Raw genomic sequence first — 23,552 nt, 5'->3', positions numbered from 1 at the left:
ACATCTGATAACTGATAAGTACCTAAGCAAAATTAATTACACATATCTAACCACCTCTTGCCTCTTGCCTCTTGCCTCTTGCCTATCTTCACTAGGAAATTAATTTTGCACGACTACTTAACTGATTCAAGGCTGACGGCGGCAAGATAGCTTATCGCTAGATCATATTGATCAGGTTAAAAAAAGAGTGTGAACTAACACACTCTCAGCATATCGAAACAGCCAAAGTTTTGCAATAGATTAAATCTTTTCGGTTAGCTTAGTCAGAACGCGATTGGAACGTTCCACAAAAGCTTGCATTCCCTCGGCATCAAATCCTTTTTGAGCGATTAAAGCTAAATCATAAACGTGCTGACAGAGCATTTTCGCTAATTGCGCCGATGGAGATTCGCCGCTACCGGTAACAATACTTCCCTGACTAATCTGGATAATCTGTTGAATTAGGGGATGATTAGTATTAATCATCAGAATATGTTCTTCGGGGAAAGCCATGGCTTTTTGTTGCATCATTGCCGTCATTTCCTGTAAGCGTCGCATCGCTTCTGGAAGTAAGACAATTGCTGGGGGAGTACCTTGGGGATCATCGGATTTCAAGGCTTCAGTTTTGATATTGATGCGGGAATTATCGAGGGCTTTGGCGAAGATTTCTTTGATCAATTCAGCCCGGGTTTTATTACTACCGGGATCGATAATTTCACTAGCTTGATCCTGTTCGAGCAGCGTCGAGTCTAATTCAGAATCAACCCGGGTGAATTTCACATCGGAGTATTCTCTTTCTAGGAAAGGAATAAAATAATTAGTATCGATGAAAGAATCAAAGAAAAGGATTTCTAAACCTTGATTTTTGTAGAGTTCAACGTAGGTGGATTGACTACGAGGATCGGTACAGTAAAAAACTCGATTTTCGTGGCGTTCTTTATGGCGTTCTAGGTAGGCTTTGAGAGTAGTATAACCTTCCTGTTCGATCGCTTCTAGGGGAGTTTTCGCCGTTGCTTCTTGCCATGCGTCACCTTCGGCGGTTTGCACTGCCACTTGTACTGGGGTTTCTGGGGGTTTGTAGGTAGTCCGATAGATTAAAATATCTTCTACCTGCTGTTTAAATTTATCCTCTTTCAAGGAACCAAATTTAATAAAGGTTCCCACATCTACCCAACAACGAATATATTCTTTTGCGTCTTCGTTGTATAGAGATTTGAGGCGATCAGCAATTTTTTTGGCAATAAAATCGGCAATACGGCGAACGGTGCGATCTTTGGTTAAAGCACTTCGAGACACATTTAAAGGAATATCTGGACTATCGATAACTCCTCGCAAGGGTATCAGGAAATCGGGAATAATTTCTTCGCAATGATCGCTAACAAAAACCTGATTACAGAATAACTTTAATTGTCCTTTTGAGACATCCACATCCGGTCTGAGTTTTGGAAAATAAAGAATGCCATTGAGCAAGAAAGGATAATCGGTATTCAGATGTACCCAGAGTAAAGGTTCTTCTTGGAAAGGATAGAGATAACGATAGAATTCTAGGTAGTCTTCCTTGGTCAGATTTTGAGGAGATTCTTTCCATAAAGCCCGTTGTTGATTAATCACTTCCCCATCAATTTTAATGGGAACGGGCATAAAATCCGAGTAGGTTTTGACTAACTGGCGAATGCGGGCAGGTTCTAAATATTCCCCTTCCTCATCCATTAAAGTTAGGGTGATAGTGGTGCCGATTTGGCTGCGGGAAGAATCGGTTAGTTCAAACTCTGGAGAACCATCACAGCACCAATGGACAGGGGTAGCACCTTCCTGATAGGAAAGAGTATCAATTTCTACCTTTTTAGCCACCATAAAAGCCGAATAAAAACCTAGGCCAAAATGACCGATTAAATCGTTGGCTGATTTTTGGTATTTATTGATAAATTCTTCCGCACTGGAAAAGGCAACTTGGTTAATATATTTCTTGATTTCTTCCGCCGTCATCCCGATACCATTATCGGTAATTGATAGGGTACGATTTTCTTTATCGATGGCGAGATTAATTTCTGGTTCGGGGACTTCTCCTCTCGCTTCTCCTGCTAAAGAAGCCATTTTTAATTTCGAGATGGCATCAACACTATTGGATATCAATTCCCGCAGAAAAATTTCATGGTCAGTGTAGAGAGATTTTTTGATAATAGGGAAGATATTCTCGGTATGAATCGTGATATTACCTTTTTCGAGTACCGTCATACGTTCAATCACTAAGGGTTTGACTATTCTAACTTTTTTATTTTGCTCGATAATGGCACCATTGATCACAGAGCGATTGCCCAACTTCTTCTAGGGGGATAACCGTACCGATAAAGGCATTTAACGGCAGCGGGGCGATTTCTAGAACTCGCTCGCAAAAATCAGGGGTAAGTGCCAGATTATCGGGGTTATCGATGACTTTTTGACTTTTACAAGCGGTTGGTTGAGATTTGCCGATTGAGGGGGAATTGCAGTAGCTCTACTGTTTACTTTGCAGATATCCCTCAATCAAAATATCGGGATTGAGATAATTAACCGTGACATTTTCTAACTGTAAAGCTTGGCTCATTAACTGGAAACCTAAATCACCCACGGCAGTGGGTGCCTGGATTCCCCCGATGATTTTGGGCGCAATAAAAGCGATAATTTTTTGTACCATGCCCTCAGCGATCGCTGATGCACTTAAACCGCCGCCGCACTCCCACAAAACCTGACAAAATCCCCTCTGATAGAGATTTTCCATCACTAAAGTGGGTGTCACCTCGGTTAGTTCGATCACTTCCACGCCTTTTGTTAATAATTGTTGCTTAAGCTTGACATTAGCATCAATTTGTGTATAGACAAGGGTGGGAAATTGACTGGTATCCCAAAGATGGGCCGAGGGAGGTAAATCGAGCGATCGAGTCATGACCACGCGCAGGGGATTATGATCAGAGAGGCCGTGAGTGGTGAGGTGGGGATTATCTTGACGGACAGTGCTACCGCCGACGATAATCGCATCACAGGCCGATCGCAGTTGGTGGACTATTTGGCGAGAAGCGGGGCTAGTAATCCAAGTGCTATGACCGCTAGTGGCGGCAATTTTGCCATCGAGAGTCATGGCATATTTGAGAATACCGAAGGGTTTTTTAGCGGTGATGCGATGGATAAAACCCTGATTGAGTTGACGACATTCGGACTCCTCCACTCCCACCAGCGTCTCGATGCCTGCCGATTCTAATCTTTGAATACCTTTCCCCGCCACCAGGGGATTAGGATCGATCATCCCCACCACCACTTTTTTAATGCCTGCTTGCACAATTGCCTCGCTACAGGGTGGAGTCCGTCCATAGTGGTTACAGGGTTCGAGATTGACGTATAAAGTGGCACCACGTGCTTTTTCTGATGCCTGTCTCAGGGCGAAAACTTCTGCATGGGGTTGTCCGGCCCCTGGGTGAAAACCTTCGCCGATAATTGTACCCTCTTGAACGATCACAGAACCCACCAAAGGATTAGGAGAAGTCCGCCCCAAGGCTTGCCTAGCAAGGGTTAGACATCTTTGCATCATTGTGCGATCGAATTCCGTTGCTTGGGCCATGGTTTATTTCTCCAAAGGAGGGGAGAGTTTTCAGTGATCAGTAAACAGTAATCAGTGATCAGTGGGAATTATAGATTATGAATTATCAATTGGCAGATGGGCAGATGGCAGCGCCAGAGTTGGGAGAATAAATAAAAATAATCTCCTGACGACCGACGACCGATAGCTAAAAAGCTGATCACTTCTCTACTATTATTATTTTAAAGTGAAACGTATCAGAGGATACAGAAATCTCAAATCAAAAAAACAAAGATCGAAAAACATTGACTACTCACACATCAAGATAAATCCCTAGGCGTTTGGTCTTCTGAAATGATTGACCTCTGTTCCTAGGATTTAGCGGTTGAACGGACATAATTGCTCGGTAATTATTTTCAAAAGTAATGAATCGACCTACTAACTCAACAAAGTAAACGAATTAACGATGAAACGAATTGCTCGAAAATCTGGGGAACTTGTCGGTTTATTACCGAAAATTAACCCTGTCTGGTTAGCCTGTGTTCCCTTGTCTGCGATTATTTTTGTGGTTTGGAACACGGCCGTACAGGCCCAAGATGCGAAACCCCTAACCCCCGAAGATGTCCAAAACGCCCTCAATACCATCTGGGTTTTAATTGCCGCCATCCTCGTGATCTTTATGAATGCGGGTTTTGCGATGCTAGAAACGGGATTCTGTCGCCAGAAAAACGCCGTTAACGTTCTAGCCAAAAACCTGATCGTTTTCGCCCTCTCCACCATGTCATTTTGGGCGATCGGCTTCTCCCTGATGTTCGGGTCTGTCAGTAACGAGTTTTTCGGTACGGGAGGTTGGTTTCTCAGCAGTAGCGATCCCGCCACCTACGTTATGCCTGCCTCCTTGCCCACCTCAGTATTCTTCCTGTTCCAAGTCGCTTTCGCGGGAACGGCGGCAACCATTGTATCTGGGGCGGTGGCAGAACGGATTAAATTCACCGATTTCCTCGTTTTTAGCTTAATTATCGTTGGTATCATGTACCCGATCACTGGTCACTGGGTTTGGGGTGGCGGTTGGTTAGCTGACCTTGGTTTTAAAGACTTCGCCGGTTCGACGGTGGTTCACTCGGTGGGTGGTTGGTCTGCCTTAACCGGGGCGGCAATTCTCGGCCCAAGAATGGGTAAATATATCAACGGTCGCACCAATGCCTTACCCGGTCATAACATGAGTATTGCGACCTTGGGTTGTTTAATTCTCTGGATTGGCTGGTTCGGTTTTAACCCCGGTTCTACTTTAGCAGTTAATGAAACTGTACCCTATATCGCTGTCACCACTAACCTCGCCGGGGCCGCCGGTGGCATTGCCGCTACCTTTACCGCTTGGGCGAAAGATGGTAAACCCGACCTTTCGATGATTATTAACGGTATTCTGGCCGGTTTAGTAGCCGTTACTGCCGGTTGTGATGGTGTATCCTATTGGTCGGCGGCAATCATCGGTTTAATTGCCGGTGTGGTCGTGGTTTACTCGGTGGCTTTCTTCGATAACCTGAAAATTGATGACCCGGTGGGTGCGACTTCCGTTCACCTCGTCTGTGGTGTGTTTGGAACTTTAGCCGTCGGTATCTTCAACAAAGATGCCGGTTTAATCACCGGTCAATTCCAACTGTTTATTAACCAAATTATCGGGATTGTGGCAGTAGGGGCATTTACCCTGATTGTCAGCGGTATTGTTTGGACAATCCTCAAGGCTACCCTCGGTATTCGTGTTACTCCCGAAGAAGAAATGGAAGGTTTGGATGTGGGTGAACACGGAATGGAAGCCTATAGCGGTTTCGTCAAGGAGTCCGATATCGTTACCGGTGGCCATTATGCTTCCAGTGTTGACATGGAAACGCCTAGCAGTCGTTAGGGTTAGGGTAAACCTTGTAAAGATAGATTAATTTACCCCCGACAAAGTTAAAGAGAAAAGGAAGAAGGCCTCGCCCCGATGCGATCGGTGGCTACAATTACCTTCTAAACCTTTTCTCTTTCGGTTTTTTGTCTCTTTCCGGACAGAAAAAATTAATCTTGCTACTAGGCACCAACCGTCAATGAAAAAGATCGTAGGAATAACCATACTTTTGCTGGGACTGGGATTCAATTTCGGAGTTGCCCCGGTTTTTGCGGAAACCATCGCCGCCGCTCCCCCCAATCCGATTAGTGCTGGAGATACCGCTTGGATGCTGATCTCGTCGGCCTTAGTTTTATTAATGACCCCCGGACTGGCTTTTTTTTATGGGGGTTTAGTACGTTCGCGTAACGTCCTCAACACCATGATGATGAGTTTGGTGGCCATGGGCGTAATTGGTGTAACTTGGGTGCTTTGGGGTTATAGTCTTGCTTTTGATGTCACCCCGGGTAAAAGTGGTTTTGGCGAGGGAATTGAAGCTTTTATCGGGGGACTGGATTGGATTTTTCTCAACGGTGTCACCGCCGCCGCACCTGACAATATCGGTTATGCACCCACCGTTCCCCATCAAGTGTTTATGGTCTATCAGATGATGTTCGCCATCATCACCCCGGCTTTAATTTCGGGGGCGATCGTGGAACGGGTCAACTTTAAGGCCTATTTTTGGTTTTTACTGCTTTGGTCCACCTTTATCTATTCTCCCCTAGCTCACTGGGTTTGGGGTAAGGGTTGGTTGGCTGCCACCGGGGCGCTGGATTTCGCCGGTGGAACCGTTGTTCACATTAGTTCCGGGATTTCCGCACTGGTGGCCGCCTGGATGATCGGTCCGCGGCGTAGTTTTGGTACCCAAACCTATGCACCCCATAATGTGCCGTTTGTTCTCCTAGGTATCGGTTTACTCTGGTTCGGTTGGTTTGGTTTTAATGGGGGTAGCGCGCTTTCCTCTAGTTCCCTAGCCACGACAGCTTTTGTTAATACCAGTATCGCAGCTTCGGCTGGTGGTTTGACATGGATGCTTATAGAATGGATTTTACGCGGTAAACCGACGGCGATCGGCATTGCTAGTGGATTTTTAGGGGGATTAGTCGGTATTACTCCAGCTGCCGGCTATGTACTGCCGATTGGGGCGATTCTCATCGGTTCGATTACTGCCCTTAGTTGTTTTTTTGCGGTTAGTCTGCGGGCAAAATTGCGCTTTGATGATTCTTTGGATACCTATCCCGTCCATGGTGTGGGTGGGACAATAGGGGCGCTGCTTACGGGGCTTTTTGCCACAAAATCGGTTAATTCAGCCGGAAATGATGGTTTATTTTTTGGGAATCCGGGGTTACTGTGGACGCAATTTGTTGGCGTTGCCGCTACTTATATCTTTGCTGCCGTCGGCACTTTTGTCATCCTGAAAGTTCTCGGTTTATTTATGGAGCTGCGGGTTAAACCGAATACGGAAGCAGAAGGGTTAGATGTTCCTCAACACGGAGAGGAAGCCTACGGACAGGAATTCGAGTTTGGTAACAGCTTTTCCTACCAAGAAAATCCTCCCACCACAAATCCGCAAGAAAATTATTAGGGATTCAATCGGCTATTGGTGCGGCTAACAGAGGCGAAATTTCGTCTCTGTGAAACTGGCTTTAACAATTCCGTTTTTGGTCGTCTTGTCTCTGTCACCTGGGGTTGTGGTGGTTGCTGAATCAAGGTATGAATGCCAACTGTGCATCGTGTCCAAAAGTTAGTTTGGGTCCAGGTTTTAAAAATCCCGCAAGAGAAGATTCATACTAAATCAAGTTATTAAAAACTGATTATTTATTCCCCCTCTTGCCTCTTGCCTTTTGCCTATCCTAATATGTTACCTATACTCAACGGATTTAGTATGATATCTCAAATCAGCAACGCCTTGGCTCTCATAGTAGGTTGATTCATGCAACCTACAAAGCACGACGTTTGGACAAATTTTCAGCTATGTATTTCCGAGAAATCGACTAAAAACGTTGCCAGATCAGGATTTGAGAGAATGAAACGACTCTAGGGAGCAGGGAGAAGCAGTTCGAGCATTTGTACTAAAATTTTCCATAGGCAGTTTAAATTCAGTACAGCTTAACTTTCCCCGATCTGCAAGCAGGAGGAGACAAAACTGGTTTATGCTAGAAAGAGTTACCTTAACGTAACTTTACAAAGTCATCGATCGCCCACATTTATGGATTGCATCATCAATCGTCGAGCGCGGTTTTCAGCCAGCCATCGCTATTATCTGCCAGAATGGGACGAAGCCGAAAATCAAAGACTTTTTGGTCTTGGTAGCCGTTTTCCCGGTCATGGTCACAATTACGAATTATACGTCTCCCTATACAAAGAACTCAATCTTTATGGCATGGTGGAAAATCTCTCCACCGTGAAACAGGTAATTAAACGAGAGATAACCAGTCAACTAGACTACTCCTATCTCAATCAAGTCTGGCCAGAATTTCAGCAAACCCTACCCACCACAGAAAATATCGCCAGAGTTATCTGGCAAAGATTAGCACCCTATTTACCATTAGTCAAAATTCAACTATTTGAACACCCCGAATTGTGGGCAGAATATCAAGGAAAAGATATGGAAGCAACTTTAACCGTCAAAACCCATTTTAGTGCCGCTCATCGTTTGGCTTTACCGCAATTAACCCTCGAACAAAACTCGGAAATCTACGGCAAATGCGCCAGGGTAAACGGTCATGGTCATAATTATCACCTAGAAGTATCCGTGGCGGGAGAAATTGATCCCCGCACTGGTATGATTGTGGATCTAGGGGATTTACAAAAAGCGATCGATGAATTGGTAGTAGAACCCTTCGATCATACTTTTTTAAATAAGGATATTCCCTACTTTGCCGAAGTGGTTCCCACCGCGGAAAATATTGCCTTACACATCGCTCAACTATTAGAGGAACCGATCCGCCAATTAGGGGCCCAATTAGATAAAGTTAAACTGATTGAAAGTCCCAATAATTCTGCCGAAATCCACTGTCGTGGTTCGGTTCAAGCTCCCCGACAACTTCTAGAAAAAACCCTGACAGCCGTTTAATTGTCTGTTGGTTAAGGTGATTAGGGTGAGCTACGCTCACCCTGATGGATTTAATTAAACCCTAGTTAAACACTTCTCGCCATCCTCGCTTTCCTTTGCCTTGGCGCAAGGGAGAGGCTAAATCGACAATTTTCTCGAGCAGTTTCGGGGCAAATTTTTGGCACCAAAGAGCTAGATGACTTTGCCAACCGACGACAATTTCTGTTTTTTGCCTATTTAACCCGGTAATTAGGGTTTGGGCGACTTCTTCGGCGCTCATCGGCTTTAACCATCGAAATAACTGCAATTCTCGCACCATATCCGTATCGGTTAAAGAGGGTAAGAGGGTGACAACTTTGATGTTGTGTTCCCGTAATTCCGACCTGAGAGCTTGACTAAAACCCAAAATGGCAAATTTGGTGGCCGAGTAGGTAGAGAAGCTAGGAGCGGCAATTTTACCCATCATGCTGGAAACATTGACGATGGTTCCCTGTCCCCTAATTGCCATCCGGCGGGCAATTAAGCGAGTAACTGTGTACATGGCCATCAGATTTAAAGATATTTCTGCTTGCACTTGCGAAAATTGTGAGCGTAGAAAGGGGGTTTGATGGGCAATACCGGCACAGTTAACGAGGATATCAATGCCACGGCATTCTTGCCAAACGCGGATAATTGAAGGACTAACAAGGTCATTTTCGGTTAAATCTAGGGCTAAAGGTGTGGCAATGACCCCTAGGGACTCAATTTCTTTGGCTAGTTTGTCTAATCGCTCTTGATCTCTGGCAACAATCACAATTCTGCTTAAACCTTGTCGGGCCAATTCTAAGGCGATCGCACGTCCGATACCCCGGGATGCCCCCGTGACTAGGGCTGTTTTTCCCTGTAATTTCATGATCAAACTCCTGTTTTAAGCAACAGTACAGAAATTTATTGGTTTTGCTTCTGAAATCTTTGATTTGTGCATCTATGCCCTACATAAGTAGCGAAGCAATCGGGGGATAGATGGATAGGTTAGGGTGCATGGGATTTTTCCTCCTTCAAAGCGCACTCTTGAACCCACGGTAACAGTTGTCTTTACAAACAGCAATCTTTTTTAACACTTTTCCCGAAAATCACTCGATCGGATGAACGCTCAGGGTGATCCTCAATCCTATGGAAGGGGAGCAGGGAGAGGGGAGAGGTAGGGTTGATTCATGAATCAACCCTACTATGAATCAACCCTAGGGCAGAGGGGCAGCAGAAAAAAAAATTGTGGTGCCACCCTATCGTTCATCTCAATTTAGGTGTTCAATGTCGGTAATAATCGGTAAAATTACCGTGATCTTTGTGCCTTTTCCTTCCTCACTTTCTAGGTGAATTTGTCCTTTGTGCGCTTCCACACAGCGTCCGACAATGGCTAATCCTAATCCCGTTCCTTGAATATTATCGACATTGCTACCGCGATAAAAAGGTTTAAATAAATGTTCTTGATCTTTGCTGGGAATACCAATGCCTCGATCGATAATTTTAAAGACTACCTGCTCGGATTCGACAATAATCTTAAATTCTACGGGGTTGCCTTGGGGTGAATATTTGAGAGCATTTCCCAGTAAATTTGTCAAGATATGTTTAATTAAATTTATATCCCAAAGTCCTCTTTCTAAGCTGCCCTCAACTTGGAAAATAATTGCTAATTGCGGCTCCGGCTTAACAATAAAAGATTCTACTAATTTTTGACAATAATCAAGCAAATCAACTGGATCAAATTGACAGTATAATCTCCCGGAATCAGCCCTACCAATTAATAACACTTCTGTGAGCAATTGATCCATGTCTTTAATGGCCGATCGAATCATGCGAAAATAGCTAACTTGCTGATCTTTTGTCAATCGATCGCGACTTTCTTCTAATAATCCAGCCGAGAGTAAAATTTTATTTAAAGGATTGCGAAAATCGTGGGATAACATGGAAACAAATTCAGTTTTTAACTGATTTAATTCCTGCGCTTTTTCCAGTTGATTAGTGCGTTCAATCACGCTCATTTTTAAAGCTTCGTTCGATTCTCGTAAAGCTTCCTCCATCTGTTTTCGCTCGATCGCATAACATAGCGATCGAGTTAAAATTTCTAAACTTACTTCTCTTTTAATTAAATAATCCTGCGCTCCCTGACGTAGTGCTGCCAAAGCTAAATTATCATCATTAGTATTAGTTAAAACCACGATTGGTAATTTCGGAGCAGTAATCAAAAGGGGAGCTAAGGATTCCAAACCCTGACTATCTGGTAAAGTTAGATCTAATAAAATTACATCAAAATTTGTTTGTTGCAACAGAGAAATTGCCTCGGACAGTCTTGATACATTAACCAGATGAAATTCTTTTTTTTCATTACCCTTAAGAATTTCCTTTAATAATCGAGCTTCGGCTAAATTATCCTCGATTAAAAGAACTTTTATATCCTGCGAGAGTCCCATTTTTTAATCAAGAGTTAAAGAGATTTGGGAAGTTAGGAAGTGGGGTGTGGGGTGTGGGGTGTAGGGCGTGGGGTGTAGGGTGTAGGGCGTGGGGTGTAGGGTGTAGGGTGTAGGGTGTAGGGTGTGGGGAGAATAAAGCTGCCTCCTGCCTCCTGCCTCCTGCCTCCTGATAACTGATAACTGATAACTGATAACTGATCATGATTCACTCACTGGGTAAAGTAGCGGTTTCTAACCAAAAAGCCTCGATATTTTTGACAATTTTGAACAAATCGTTGAGATTGCGTGACTTGGTTATATAACAATTAACGTGCAGTTCATAGCTATAAAAAATATCCTCCTCGTTGCGAGAAGTGGTTAAAACCACCACAGGAATTCTTTTTAAACTGGGATCGTTTTTGATTTCCGCTAATACCTCCCGTCCGTCTTTTCTTGGTAAATTCAGATCGAGAAGAATCAGATTAGGACGGGGAGAATCGAGATACTCCCCTTCTCGACGCAGATAATCCATAGCGTTGACACCATCCCTAACGATAACTAATTCGTGCGGGACGGTGCTAGTTTTTAATGCCTCTTGGATGAGGCGAATATCAGCTTTGCTGTCCTCCACTAATAAGATAATTTTGTGTGGCACGTCCTCGCCAGCGCTCACGCTCGTCACCTCCTAGGGGAATTGTAAAATAGAAAACCGCTCCTTTACCTAATTGGGATTCTACCCAAATTCGTCCGCGATGACACTCGATAATTTTCTTACAAATCGCCAAACCCATACCTGTGCCGGGGTACTCGTCGCGGGTGTGCAGTCGTTGGAAAATCACGAAAATGCGTTCGGAAAATCGGGGATCGATACCAATTCCATTATCGGTGACAGAGAACAGCCATTCCTCCTCTTGACGTTGCGCGGAAATATGAATAGTGGGAGTCGCTTTTCCTCGGAATTTAATGGCATTACCGATGAGATTTTGGAACAATTGCATTAACTGGGTTTTATCTGCCATGACAATTGGCAAAGGATCGACGGTGATTATAGCTTGACTTTCCTGAATTCTCCCTTTCAGGTTAGCGAGAGCTTTTTCCAGTGCCAGATTAGCATCGATGGTATTAAACTCTACCGCCTGCATATCCACTTTCGAGTAAGCCAGCACATCATCTATTAATGTTTGCATCAAGCTCACACCTTCGACGGCAAAAGTAATAAATTCTTTAGCATCTTCGTCCAGTTCTTCGGTGTAGCGCATTTCTAGCAACTGCACATAGTTGGCGACTTGATTGAGGGGTTCCTGTAAATCGTGGGAAGCGACGTAGGCGAATTTTTTTAATTCGGCGTTCGATAGTTCCAAATCCCGCGCTAAACGTGCCAATTCATCGGCTTGTTTTAAGATGATATTGACGATCGCTTTTCGTAATTCTAGTGCGGCGTTGATTTCTACTGCTTTCCAGGGTAAAGATTTGAGGCGAACGGTTTCTTTCCAGAGGGAGAAAGATTTACGCGGACAGAGACGAATATCACCATCTATGGCAGTCGTTTCGATCGCTTTACCCGGATCACCACCCCAGTTCACGGTTTGAATTACTTCCGGACGAAACCAGAGGAGATAATTACGTTTAGAAATGGGAATTGCTAGTAAACCACTGGCAATGTCTTTAAACTTACCTGCATCGGTATAAATTCGCGATAAGGAATTGGTATAGTAAACATCTTCATGGACGTTTTTTTCTAGCCAAGTAATCAGATAGTTTAGTTCTTCTTCGCTCGGTGTTACTCCAATTAAGGTATAATTGCCGCCTAAACAAATAGCGGCTCCCGTGGCTTTAGTTAGATCGAGCAGATTCGGTTTATGGGCAATTAATCCATCAATAAAGTTATTAGCTTCCGCCATATAATCGATTAATTGCGATTGCACAAAATTTAATTTCACTCGATAGTCATAATCCTCGGTTTCTTCCCGTGCCGATATTTCCGAAAAAATCACTCTTCCTAAGAACTCACAGGCTTTACGGAGTTCGTAGGGTACATATTTAGGGGTGCGGTGATGACAGGCAATAATACCCCAGAGACGTTTATTTTCAATCAGAGAAATCGTTAGAGATGCTCCCACTCCCATGTTATGCAGGTATTCTAAATGACAGGGAGAAGCACTTCTAAGACTGGACAGGGTTAAATTTAAGGGTTGTTGGGTTTCGGGATGAAGAATAGGCACTAGATCGACGGGTTCAGAGGTAGCATCGGGAATCTGTCGAATCCAATTAGCACTTAATAAATTTCGTGCCGGGAGAGGGATATCGGAAGCGGGATAACGTAAACCGAGATAGGGTTCTAGTTGCTCTATTTTGTCTTCTGCTATCACATCACCGTTATCTTCTTCGTCGAATTTGTATAACATAACTCGATCGAATCCTGTCATTTTTCTTACTTCTTTAACAATGATATTACAGAAATCTTTCAGGCTGCGGGTGGCTTCAAGTTTATCGATCGAAGTTTTGGCTAGGTGATAGAATCTCAGGAAAGGAATGTTTTCATAGGAAATAGCTGGTTCTAACTCTAAAATCAGCACTTGTTCGGCGTTGCGGTGAAAAATAGCATCAAAGACGGCAAAATCATCCCCTTTAACCCGCGCCCAAATTTTGGCAGGATTGAGAGCATCAAAATCGTTATTTTCTATGGCTGATTTGAGAGGATCGATCTGAAAGGGATCGAAGATTTCCTCTAGGGTTTTACCGATAATTTCCCCCGGAGAAATACCCAATAAACTGCCGCTATTACTGCTGGTTTGGCTGACTTTTAGCTCCGGTTCGCTGAGAACTAAAAGCACCCCGTGCGGTTGAATTCGGTTATAGAGATGGATCGGTTCCCGTTCGATCGAAGTTGGGTTAATTGTCTCGGTTATAACTTCCATGTGTATTGCCCCCAGAGGATTTTTGCCAAGTTGAAAACTCTTTGTTTATTAAAACTATTTCTTCTCACTTTCAGGGAGCGATCAAGAATAAATTTACTTCTCTTAATACTAGGCCATCAAAAGTAATAAAACTTTAATTAATCAGTTATCTATCGAGCAGTCCTGTTCATTTCCCTTTATTATAATCGGTTTTTCTCTGAGAATCTAGGGTAATTTGTTAAGAATTAAGAGTTAATGTTACAAGGGACAGATAATTCTTAATAAAAATATATGGTAGTTAAGGGGTTTCAGAACCAAAAATTTCCAGGAACGCACGCTAGAAAAGTAGGCGATATCCCACTGTGGTTGTACAATTGATAAGAAAGAAAAAATTAAAGAGATAAATTAGTAAACTTGATCGTGTTTGCCAATATCGACTATAACAATTAAAGTTTCTCCTGAATCAGTATCTTGACGAAAAGTAAAAATAATACGGCAATCATAACTAACAGAACATGACCAATAACATTCTAATCTACCTGTCAGCTTATGAGATTTTCAAGAAGGGGTGAAGGGATTATCTTCTAACAAATGTAGAACCTCTGATACCTTGCTTTGTAGTTGAGGATTTTTGCTGATTAAGCGTTGAAAAGCTCTTTTAAAGCTTTTGTCAGCAACTAATTTCATTCTTCTTCATCCTCTAACAAATAAGCCATTATCTCTTCAGCACTGCCTTTTTTTGCTGTTCCCATTGCTAAAGATTTTAAGGTTTCTTCGCCATTTTTAGCCATCTCCTCCCGGCGTTTCTCAATGCGTCTTTTACGAATTAGCTCAAACAAATAATCTTGGTCTTCAATGGATAGACTCTCTACCGATTCGATCAGATCTTGAAAAAATGCGATACTCATTACAGTTTCCTCCTGTTAGTTAACTTTTTTTTCCTGATATGCTAAGTAGCTGGTTATAATTAAATTAAAAATGGATTTTAGGTTCGATCCCCCCTGCCCCCCTTGATAAGGGGGGTGCCGATAGGCGGGGGGATCCCCCCTTAATCCCCCCTTAATAAGGGGGGGATCTGACAACTTTTAACGCCTACCTACTTATCACAATATATTCAAGTAGGGTGCGTTAGGCAATCCCTTGTTTTTAGGGAAAAAATCAAGAGCTAAATATTACCGTAACGCACCACAAAGAAAAGTGTTTGACTACTTTTATAAGCCGCTATGACGGAGGAGAGGTTCGGTACTGGGTTCGCGACCGCGGAAAGCTTTAAAAACATTCATAGGATGGGAACTTCCCCCCATAGCTAAAACAGTATCACGAAAACGACGACCGATCGCTTTCACTGCTTCTTCGTTATCTAATCCTACTTCCTCGAAAGCGGCAAAAGCATCGGCGCTGAGAACTTCTGCCCATTTATAACTATAGTAACCCGCCGCATAACCGCCGGCGAAAATATGCCCAAAAGAACACAAGAAAGCATCTTCCGGTAGGGGGGGAATTATCGTCGTCGTCGCCGCTAAACGCTGTCTGACTTGTTTAGGAGTTTCGCTGCCATTGGGTTGATAACGATGGTGTAATTCCAAATCTACTAAAGACAAATGTAGCTGACGCAGCATAGCCGAACCGCTCATATAATTCTTAGCTAGAAGCAGTTTTTGATAGTAATGTTCGGGGAGAGTTTCACCGGTTTCGTAGTGTTTGGCCATACTCATTAAAGTAGGGCGATCATAACACCAATTTTCCATAAATTGACTGGGCAATTCCACCGCATCCCACTCAACGTTATTAATACCCGCTGCGCCAGAATAATCCACAGTGGTTAACATATGCTGTAAACCGTGGCCAAATTCGTGAAATAGGGTAGTTACCTCCTCAAAGGTCATTAAACTGGGGTTTCCGTCCACTGGAGGCGTTTGATTGCAGATTAAATAAGCCACAGGTAAACGCACCTCGGTGCCGGTTTTGGCCCGACCGATACAGACATCCATCCAAGCGCCGCCGCGTTTTTCGGCGGGACGACTGTAGGCATCGAGGTAGAAATAGGCGATTTTTTCGCCGTTTTCGTCGTTAATCTGGAAATAACGCACATCGGGATGCCAGATAGGGGACTGACCGTCGGCAGCGATAATTTCTACCCCAAAAATCCGTTTAGCGAGGCTAAATATGCCTTCTAAAACCCGTGGTAGGGGGAAATAGGGGCGTAATTCCTCGGCACTAAAGTTAAACTTGGCCTGACGCTGTTTTTCTGACCAATAGGCTATATCCCAATGCTTGAGATCGTCGGTTCCCGCAAAAGTTTTTAAGGCCTCTAAATCCTGTTTTGCCGCTTCATAGCTGACTTGGCGCAAATTGTCAAGCAATTTCTCGATTTCATCCACAGAATTGGCCATTTTCCTGGCAAGACTGACCTCGGCGTAGGTACTATAACCTAAAAGATGGGCCTGTTCCTGACGAAGTTGCAAAATGCGATCAATTAAGGGATTATTATCCAATTCTCCCAGATCTGCCCGACTAACGTAGGCTTTATAGAGTTTTTCGCGCAATTCCCGATTATCGCTGTACTTCATAAAGGGGAAATAACTGGGAAAATCGAGGGTAATCACCCAGGGGCCAGTTTCGGTGCTGGCGTTAGTTTCCCCTTGGCCCCGGGCGGTTTGGGCGGCTAAACTGAGGAGACTAGGGGGCAAACCGGCGATATCTTCTGGGGTTGTTAGTTTCAGTTGAAAAGCTTTGGTGGCATCGAGGATGTTATTAGAAAATTTCGTGGTGATTTCGGCTAATTCCAGTTGAATCGCGTTAAATCTGTCTTTTTTCTCCCCTACCAATCCCACCCCAGCCAATTGAGCATCCCGCAGGGAAGCTTCGACAATGCGCTGTTGTGCCTCGTCTAATTGCCCCCAGCTTTCTCCTTGGCGCAGGGACAAAAATGCCTCATAAATGGGTTTACTTTGGCTTAAACGGCTAATAAACTCGACCACCTGCGGTTGTACGCTTTCGTAAGCTTGACGCAATTCTGGGCTATTTTTTACCCCCATCAGATGACCGATAATCCCCCAACTCCAGCTTAAACGTTCTTCGATCCGGGTGAGGGGTTCGACCAATTTTTCCCAGGTGGGGATAATCTGCGCTTCTAAATCGGTTAATTCTCTGGCCAGTTCCTGCAAAAGTTGCGTCATGCCAGGGACAATCAGGCCGGGTTGGATTTGGTCAAAAGCCGGTAATCCTTGACCGGCAAGCAGCGGGTTACTGGTGTTCGTCATAATTTTTGGTCTGGAAGGGTGGGTAATCTGTATCTTTTACCACCCTAACCTAAATCCCTGACCATCTATCTGGGCGATCGATTGCCGGAGCTTTTTCAGTGGGGTGTGGGGTGTGGGGTGTAGGGTGTAGGGTGTGGGGTGTGGGGTGTGGGGTGTGGGGTGTAGGGAAAGAAACCTCTTTCATCTGTGGGGGTGAAAATTTTTTCATTGGGACTGCCTCTGTTGATCAAAGATAAGCAAACATTATCTATTGACTGCAAAAACTTGAGAATATTTAAATTAACATTCCGCAATATTTACAAATTCTTAAGAATTAATTGAGAAAGATTTTTATTTAACAACGATGTTACAAGGGTTACAGCGATTTGATAGAATTTCATAGTCGGTTATTCTGTGCTTTTTTGGGCAGCAATAGTTGAAACCCTTGCCACACCTAGAAAGTGTTCCTAATTAAGACGGTCAAATCAGTCAATTTCACCCATAACGATGATCTTTTTTTTGTGTAGTTTTATTGCAAAAAAAAAGTTTTTTTGACAAAAAGCACAAAGTATGATAAAGCCCAACGTATTTCTGGCTGCGAGTAATTATTGTAGAAGGGGAGAAGGGAGAATAAATAAAAATAATCTCCCTACCCCACACCCTGTCCCTAGGAAAAACTTCTTCAGCAAACCCTAGTTAAGGCCTGCTCGATTCTCTGACTATCGAGGGAGCGGCCGATAAAGACCAAGCGAGTTTGCCGCATTTCCGTGGATTGCCAGGGTCGGTCGAAGAAAGAATCAAAACGATCGCCGACTCCCTGTAACACCATACGCATCGGTTTATTGGCCACGTTAACAAATCCCTTGACCCGATAGATTTCTTCTCGGGCCACCAATTCTTTGAGCCGTTGGGTCAAAATTCGGGCATCTACGGGAGAATCGAGGCAAAACTGCACAGAATTGATATCCTCATCGTGATCGTGTTCTTCCTCGTGATCATGATGACTAGGACGACTAGCTAAATCATCCTCGACGGCGGCATTAAATCCCAATAGCACATCGGGGCTAATTTGTCCATCAGCACAAGTAACTATTTTGACCGTCGATCGCAGTTGTGTTTTCAGCCAATTAATAATTTTTTCTAATTCAATTTCACTGATTAGATCGGTTTTAGTTAAGAGTACCAGGTCAGCGCAGGCTAACTGATCCTCAAATAACTCCTCAATGGGCGTTTCGTGTTCTAAATTGGGGTCTGCTTGCCTTTGTGCCGTTAAAGCGTCCAAATCCGCCACCAGACGACCCCTAGCGACAGCAAAACCATCCACCACGGTGATTACTCCGTCCACCGTCGCACCGTTGCGGATTTCTGGCCAGCGAAAAGCTTGAACCAGAGGTTTAGGTAAAGCTAATCCTGAAGTTTCGATCAGCATACAATCCAACTGTTGCCGTCGCTCCAGCAATTTCTGCATGGTGGGGAGAAATTCTTCCTGTACGGTGCAGCACAGACAACCGTTGGTCAGTTCCACAATATTATCGTTGGGGTTGTCATCGCAGGTCTGACAACTTTTCAATAAATCACCATCAATTCCCACTTCTCCGAATTCATTGACCATAACGGCCACCCGTCGGCCTTGATTATTTTGCAGTAGATGACGGATGAGGGTAGTTTTTCCCGCACCCAGAAAACCCGTGATCACAGTAACTGGAATTTTGTGCATAGATAGGGCGATCGATCATGTTTCTAGATCAATCTATCAGACTCTCGGTCTAGGGTTGAGGGTTTCAGCGCTAATTCTTTAGGATTGCCCCACCAATTGCCGGACTGTCACAAACTAGCTGAAATTTTCCTAGTTAGTCGTTATTCTGGTAAAAGTTTCAGCCGGCTAAATAATCGCTGAAAAACTTTTGTGGGAGTGGATTATGTTACAACGTCTTTTTTTAGCCTTTACCCTCGCTTTTCCTCTTTATTTAAGCATTGCTATTCAACAAACTTCTCCTCTAGCTGATAGAGTAAATCGCCCTTCTTCTCGCGGAATCAATAAAATCGAGCAGACGGTAAAAACTATCCAAAAGCAGTTAAAACAAGAGCATTCGGTTCAATTAGATTAATATACCTCTGGCAAAAATCAAAAATCTTCCGTTAGATTAAGGAGTCAGGAGCCAGTAGTATCGGAGTCAGGAGAATTAAGAATGAACAATAAGCAATTAAATGGGCTATTTGGGTATTTTATACTAAATCCGTTGAGTATAGGCTACTTATCAGGACAGGCAAAAGGCAATAGGGGCAATAGATAATCAGTCTTTAATAACCAGATTTAGTATTAGGCAATTTTGTGGCTATTTTTTCCCATTTTTGACCTCTCAAAAATTAATTAGGCAAGAACTCTCATAAATTTTGGCAATCAAGAGGAGAGCTAAAACTCCTCTTTTTCACTTTTTACTTGACAAACTACTGGCTATTTGCTGCGGGGGCCGGTATTCAGGAACTAAATCTTGTAGGGACTTAACTAAGCCCTGACGGTCATTAACTTGAATATAATGAAGCAGTTGCTCTAATTTGATTCGCAATTTGTCCCAAGCAAGAAAGTGTTCATGAGCGCAAAAAATCTTTGGGTGAGCGGTGGGACGAGCTTTATCGGTATCGATTAATAATTCTTCGTAGAGTTTTTCCCCTGGTCTTAATCCTGTGATTTCAATATCGATATCTTGCCCTAATTCCAAGCCACTTAAACGAATCATCTGTAGGGCCAAATCGTAAATTCTTACCGGTTCACCCATATCCAACAGGAATACCTCACCCCCTCGGGCCATGGCTCCTGCTTGCATAACCAAACGCACCGCCTCTGGAATAGACATAAAATAGCGAATAATATCGCGATGGGTGAGGGTAATATTCTTGCGTTGGGCGATTTGTTCCCGGAAACGCGGCACCACGGAACCGCTACTATCGAGAACATTGCCAAAGCGGACGATAGCGCAACGGGTGGAAGTGTCGGGTAAAGCGGCCAAAGCTTGTATAACTAACTCAGCACAGCGTTTACTGGCCCCCATAATGTTAGTCGGTCTGACAGCCTTATCGGTGGAAATGAGAACTAAATTACTAACCGAATTTTCGATCGCGGTCTGAGCGACATTTAAGGTCCCCCAAACATTAGTGTAAACCCCCTGACTAGCATTGGCTTCCACAAGGGGAACGTGCTTATAGGCGGCCGTGTGATAAATTGTCTGGATCTGGTGTTGTTGGATGACTCGGGCCAGATGATTACGGTCGAGAACATTGCCTAGATAGGCATACTTGCGTAAATCGGCATAATTTTCACTTAAATCGAGATCGATTTTGTAGAGGGAAAACTCGTTTAATTCGTAGATTACCAGGCATTTTGGCTTGAGGAAGGCGATTTGTCGGCATAATTCCGAACCGATGGAACCGCCACCCCCGGTGACTAACACCGCTTTACCCGTGACATTTTTTGCCAAAAGTTCGGCATGGGGTAGAATTTCTTCCCGTCCTAATAATTCCGAGACATCGACACTGCGAATCTGATTGATGGTCGCTTCTCCCGATAAAATTTTTGAGAGGGGAGGAATGGTTTTAATGTCGATGGGTAAAGTTTCTAGACTTTCGATGATTTGCCGCTTTCTGGCCTTGTCTAGGTTCGGAATAGCGAGAACAACCCAGTCAAAGGCCCGTTTTTGGTGCAGTAGTGTCAATTGAGAGGGGGAATAAACCCTGATGCCTTGGATAACTCGCTGCTGCAAATCGGGATTATCATCAACAAAGGCCAATAAACGATAGTGGGGATCATTTTGTAGGGAACGTGCTAATTGACAACCCACAACCCCCGCACCATAGATAACAATTGTCGGTTCTCTATCGACACTACTGACGTAAATATTAAGACGGTGAAAGACAGAACGAATCAACAATCTCACCCCGATAATCAATACTAGGGTTAACAAGGCGTCGATAATCAGGACTGAACGCGGCAAAAAGGCATCCCTTTGAAAGTAGGCAAGACTGATTAAAACCCCTGAACTATAGAGAACCGCTTGCAGTACGGAGGAAAGAAACTCTAATCCTGTATAACGTACTACGGGACTGTAAATACCTTTAAGATAGAAAACTAGAAGTTTAATCGCAATTAAGCTGAATATTTCCCTGAAAAAAGGTCTAATTTCCTGATATTCTAGGCTCAGATTCAACCTGAGAGAGAAGGCTAGATAGATGCTTAGACAAAAAACAAGGCAATCGGTGACAATTAAAAGAGATCGCTTCGATGACCTAGATAGGGAATTAGCTAATTTAAGGATTTTGTTGGCCAGTTTTCTATACATTATCTAATTGATTAATTAATCTTAAGGTAAATTTACTTAGCTCCTCTCGACTTTGTGCGATAATCAGTGCTTATTATTCGGACGAGTCTTGCTAGGCAAGGCTTTGAAGAATATATTTCTGGAAAATTACCCCTATTCTTCTCCCTTCCATACAGAAACAAGAAGAGCCAATATTCTTTATAACAGTAGCGCTGCCTGTCTTTCCGGAGATGATATCACCCAAATCCAATTATGTCAAGTGGCGGGATTTGTCAAGACTTTTTTCCTTTTACCAACTTTTCATCTCTCCCCAAAAAATTTTTGCTCCCGCAAACTAGCCGATAAATCACCGCTAGTCAAGGTTACAATCAAGAATTGACACAAAAATTTATCAACTAAAGTTATGAGTAATCAGTACGATGCGATCGTGATTGGGTCGGGAATCGGGGGATTGGTGACAGCGACGCAATTAGCGGCAAAAGGAGCAAAAGTCTTAGTTCTAGAGAGTTATCTGATCCCGGGGGGCAGCGCGGGTTATTTTGAACGAGAGGGTTATCGTTTTGATGTGGGTGCTTCGATGATTTTTGGTTTTGGCAAAAAGGGGACGACTAACCTCCTAACCAAGGCTTTGGCAGCGGTGGATATGAGTATCGAAACCATTGCCGATCCCGTCCAGATCCATTATCATCTCCCGGACGGATTAGACCTAAAAGTTCATCGCGACTACGAACAATTTTTACAGGAATTAATTAGCCATTTTCCCGCAGAAAAAACCGGTATCCGGCGCTTTTACGATGAATGCTGGCAGGTTTTTAATTGTCTCAATAGTATGGATTTACTATCGCTGGAAGAACCCCGCTATCTGACTAGGGTTTTTTTCCAGCATCCCTTATCCTGTTTGGGATTGGTCAAGTATTTACCCCAAAATGCGGGAGATGTGGCCAGAAAATATATTAAAGACCCGAAATTATTGAAATTTATCGACATGGAATGTTATTGTTGGTCGGTAGTACCCGCCGATCGCACTCCGATGATTAACGCGGGAATGGTCTTTAGCGATCGCCATTACGGCGGAATTAACTATCCTCGGGGGGGAGTGGGACAGATTGCTCTCAAGTTAGTCGAGGGATTGGAAAAAGCTGGTGGTGAAATCCAGTATCAAGCGAGAGTGAATAGGATTATTTTAGATGCAGGACGGGCGATCGGGGTAAAATTGACCAATGGTAAGGAATATTACGCGAAAAAGATTGTTTCTAATGCCACCCGTTGGGATACCTTCGAGAAACTACTCCCCCCGGAATCTCTCCCAGGTAGCGAAAAAAAATGGCAAAAACGCTATCAAAAATCCCCCAGTTTCCTGAGTTTGCATCTGGGAGTTAAGGCCGATGTATTACCATCAGGAAGCGAATGTCACCATATTTTACTAGAAGATTGGGAAAATATGGAAGCAGAACAGGGGACTATCTTTGTTTCTATTCCTACCTTACTCGATCCCTCCCTAGCACCCCCGGACCATCATATCATTCATACTTTCACCCCTAGCTGGATCGATCAATGGCAAAAACTGCCCCCCCAAGAATATCAACAGAAAAAAGAGGCCGCTGCTAATCGTCTCATCGAGCGCCTGAAAAAACTCTTTCCCAAACTAGATACAGGATTAGATTATATCGAAATTGGCACGGCCCGCACCCATCGCCGCTTTTTGAATAGAATCGATGGCAGTTACGGCCCAATACCGCGAAGAAAACTGTTAGGCTTGTTAGGAATGCCCTTTAATCGCACAGCTATTCCTAATCTTTATTGTGTGGGAGATAGTACCTTCCCCGGTCAAGGATTAAACGCGGTGGCTTTTTCTGGTTTTGCTTGCAGTCATCGTCTAGCGGTAGATCTGGGTTTACCCCGTCCCAGAGATTAAAAGCTGAAAATCCGGATTTTTACCGGCGAATTCTTAAACAGGAATGGAGTACTTGACAGCGTTTCTCAGATAGATGAAGCGCGTTTTTGCAACTGGAATTTTTACTGGGGTTAGGAGTCAGGAGTCTCCGAGTCGGTCGTCGATACCAAATTAGGTTACACTTCATCTTTAGGAGAAACCCTGTGGATATTAATAATCATTTAGCTGAAAAAACAGCCCACATCTCCTGGTCATTTTAGAGGAATTAC

Annotated in this window: 16 protein-coding genes and 1 pseudogene; 5 read left to right on the top strand and 12 right to left on the bottom strand. The window is 43.7% G+C overall.

Features of this window, described 5'->3' with window-relative positions; all coding sequences use genetic code 11:
- Positions 1-240: 240 nt before the first annotated feature.
- Positions 241-2,214, bottom strand: coding sequence for a molecular chaperone HtpG (gene htpG, locus ACOCD9_RS08610; protein ID WP_419547112.1), 1,974 nt, complete (start codon positions 2,212-2,214; stop codon positions 241-243).
- Positions 2,215-2,473: 259 nt separating this feature from the next.
- Positions 2,474-3,571, bottom strand: coding sequence for a bifunctional diaminohydroxyphosphoribosylaminopyrimidine deaminase/5-amino-6-(5-phosphoribosylamino)uracil reductase RibD (gene ribD / locus ACOCD9_RS08605; protein WP_419547092.1), 1,098 nt, complete (start codon positions 3,569-3,571; stop codon positions 2,474-2,476).
- 424 nt (positions 3,572-3,995) lie between these two features.
- On the opposite strand from ribD, the gene ACOCD9_RS08600 reads away from it, so the two are divergent.
- The 3 genes from ACOCD9_RS08600 (at position 3,996) to ACOCD9_RS08590 (ending at position 8,529) form a co-directional block, all read left to right on the top strand.
- A complete protein-coding gene (locus tag ACOCD9_RS08600) occupies positions 3,996-5,432 on the top strand; it encodes an ammonium transporter (protein WP_287700867.1) in 1,437 nt (478 codons plus the stop codon).
- Positions 5,433-5,613: 181 nt separating this feature from the next.
- Positions 5,614-7,038, top strand: coding sequence for an ammonium transporter (locus ACOCD9_RS08595; protein WP_287700869.1), 1,425 nt, complete (start codon positions 5,614-5,616; stop codon positions 7,036-7,038).
- Positions 7,039-7,662: 624 nt separating this feature from the next.
- Positions 7,663-8,529, top strand: coding sequence for a 6-pyruvoyl trahydropterin synthase family protein (locus ACOCD9_RS08590; RefSeq protein WP_194016374.1), 867 nt, complete (start codon positions 7,663-7,665; stop codon positions 8,527-8,529).
- A 61-nt stretch (positions 8,530-8,590) separates the two neighbouring features.
- On the opposite strand, the gene ACOCD9_RS08585 is transcribed toward ACOCD9_RS08590, so the two are convergent.
- The 9 genes and pseudogenes from ACOCD9_RS08585 to cobW form a co-directional block, all read right to left on the bottom strand.
- Complete coding sequence (locus ACOCD9_RS08585) at positions 8,591-9,400, bottom strand: SDR family NAD(P)-dependent oxidoreductase (RefSeq protein ID WP_419547091.1); 810 nt, start codon at positions 9,398-9,400, stop codon at positions 8,591-8,593.
- Positions 9,401-9,782: 382 nt separating this feature from the next.
- Positions 9,783-10,958, bottom strand: coding sequence for a hybrid sensor histidine kinase/response regulator (locus ACOCD9_RS08580; protein WP_287700873.1), 1,176 nt, complete (start codon positions 10,956-10,958; stop codon positions 9,783-9,785).
- A 205-nt stretch (positions 10,959-11,163) separates the two neighbouring features.
- A complete protein-coding gene (locus ACOCD9_RS08575) occupies positions 11,164-11,610 on the bottom strand; it encodes a response regulator (RefSeq protein WP_002801723.1) in 447 nt (148 codons plus the stop codon).
- The gene (locus ACOCD9_RS08570; RefSeq protein WP_419547089.1) at positions 11,549-13,855 is read right to left on the bottom strand and encodes an ATP-binding protein; all 2,307 of its coding nucleotides are present in this window, start codon (positions 13,853-13,855) and stop codon (positions 11,549-11,551) included. Before ACOCD9_RS08570 ends, ACOCD9_RS08575 begins: the two co-directional genes overlap by 62 nt.
- 384 nt (positions 13,856-14,239) lie before the next feature.
- Positions 14,240-14,521 (bottom strand): annotated as a pseudogene (locus ACOCD9_RS08565) (type II toxin-antitoxin system YafQ family toxin).
- On the bottom strand, positions 14,518-14,742 hold the full coding sequence (locus ACOCD9_RS08560) for a hypothetical protein (RefSeq protein ID WP_002744271.1): 225 nt from the start codon (positions 14,740-14,742) through the stop codon (positions 14,518-14,520). Before ACOCD9_RS08560 ends, ACOCD9_RS08565 begins: the two are co-directional and overlap by 4 nt.
- Before the next feature lie 303 nt (positions 14,743-15,045).
- Complete coding sequence (locus tag ACOCD9_RS08555) at positions 15,046-17,097, bottom strand: M3 family metallopeptidase (RefSeq protein ID WP_419547088.1); 2,052 nt, start codon at positions 17,095-17,097, stop codon at positions 15,046-15,048.
- A gap of 95 nt (positions 17,098-17,192) precedes the next feature.
- Positions 17,193-17,390, bottom strand: a complete 198-nt coding sequence (locus ACOCD9_RS08550; RefSeq protein ID WP_419547086.1) for a hypothetical protein — start codon at positions 17,388-17,390, stop codon at positions 17,193-17,195.
- 368 nt (positions 17,391-17,758) lie between these two features.
- Positions 17,759-18,793 carry a cobalamin biosynthesis protein CobW gene (gene cobW / locus ACOCD9_RS08545; protein WP_287700879.1) on the bottom strand — a complete coding sequence of 345 codons (1,035 nt, stop codon included), beginning with the start codon at positions 18,791-18,793 and terminating at the stop codon, positions 17,759-17,761.
- 202 nt (positions 18,794-18,995) lie between these two features.
- Between cobW and ACOCD9_RS08540 the strand changes: the two genes are divergently transcribed.
- A complete protein-coding gene (locus tag ACOCD9_RS08540) occupies positions 18,996-19,184 on the top strand; it encodes a hypothetical protein (RefSeq protein WP_002784873.1) in 189 nt (62 codons plus the stop codon).
- A gap of 321 nt (positions 19,185-19,505) precedes the next feature.
- Here ACOCD9_RS08540 and ACOCD9_RS08535 read toward each other — a convergent pair whose 3' ends face one another.
- Positions 19,506-21,410, bottom strand: a complete 1,905-nt coding sequence (locus ACOCD9_RS08535) for a polysaccharide biosynthesis protein (RefSeq protein WP_419547085.1) — start codon at positions 21,408-21,410, stop codon at positions 19,506-19,508.
- Between the two features lie 382 nt (positions 21,411-21,792).
- Between ACOCD9_RS08535 and crtH the strand changes: the two genes are divergently transcribed.
- Positions 21,793-23,304 carry a carotenoid isomerase gene (crtH, locus tag ACOCD9_RS08530; RefSeq protein WP_419547083.1) on the top strand — a complete coding sequence of 504 codons (1,512 nt, stop codon included), beginning with the start codon at positions 21,793-21,795 and terminating at the stop codon, positions 23,302-23,304.
- Positions 23,305-23,552 lie beyond the last annotated feature (248 nt).

The sequence above is a fragment of the Microcystis sp. genome (assembly GCF_048564745.1).
GTDB lineage: Bacteria > Cyanobacteriota > Cyanobacteriia > Cyanobacteriales > Microcystaceae > Microcystis > Microcystis ichthyoblabe_A.
The sequence above is the reverse complement of the archived record's forward strand: the minus strand, read 5'-3'. Positions and strand labels throughout refer to the sequence as shown.

Excerpts from the sequence above, each read along its gene's own strand:
- htpG (WP_419547112.1), bottom strand. The coding sequence starts at position 2,214 with ATGACGGTACTCGAAAAAGGTAATATCACGATTCATACCGAGAATATC.
- ribD (WP_419547092.1), bottom strand. The coding sequence starts at position 3,571 with ATGGCCCAAGCAACGGAATTCGATCGCACAATGATGCAAAGATGTCTA.
- ACOCD9_RS08600 (WP_287700867.1), top strand. The coding sequence starts at position 3,996 with ATGAAACGAATTGCTCGAAAATCTGGGGAACTTGTCGGTTTATTACCG.
- ACOCD9_RS08595 (WP_287700869.1), top strand. The coding sequence starts at position 5,614 with ATGAAAAAGATCGTAGGAATAACCATACTTTTGCTGGGACTGGGATTC.
- ACOCD9_RS08590 (WP_194016374.1), top strand. The coding sequence starts at position 7,663 with ATGGATTGCATCATCAATCGTCGAGCGCGGTTTTCAGCCAGCCATCGC.
- ACOCD9_RS08585 (WP_419547091.1), bottom strand. The coding sequence starts at position 9,400 with ATGAAATTACAGGGAAAAACAGCCCTAGTCACGGGGGCATCCCGGGGT.
- ACOCD9_RS08580 (WP_287700873.1), bottom strand. The coding sequence starts at position 10,958 with ATGGGACTCTCGCAGGATATAAAAGTTCTTTTAATCGAGGATAATTTA.
- ACOCD9_RS08570 (WP_419547089.1), bottom strand. The coding sequence starts at position 13,855 with ATGGAAGTTATAACCGAGACAATTAACCCAACTTCGATCGAACGGGAA.
- ACOCD9_RS08560 (WP_002744271.1), bottom strand. The coding sequence starts at position 14,742 with ATGAGTATCGCATTTTTTCAAGATCTGATCGAATCGGTAGAGAGTCTA.
- ACOCD9_RS08555 (WP_419547088.1), bottom strand. The coding sequence starts at position 17,097 with ATGACGAACACCAGTAACCCGCTGCTTGCCGGTCAAGGATTACCGGCT.
- cobW (WP_287700879.1), bottom strand. The coding sequence starts at position 18,793 with ATGCACAAAATTCCAGTTACTGTGATCACGGGTTTTCTGGGTGCGGGA.
- ACOCD9_RS08540 (WP_002784873.1), top strand. The coding sequence starts at position 18,996 with ATGTTACAACGTCTTTTTTTAGCCTTTACCCTCGCTTTTCCTCTTTAT.
- ACOCD9_RS08535 (WP_419547085.1), bottom strand. The coding sequence starts at position 21,410 with ATGTATAGAAAACTGGCCAACAAAATCCTTAAATTAGCTAATTCCCTA.
- crtH (WP_419547083.1), top strand. The coding sequence starts at position 21,793 with ATGAGTAATCAGTACGATGCGATCGTGATTGGGTCGGGAATCGGGGGA.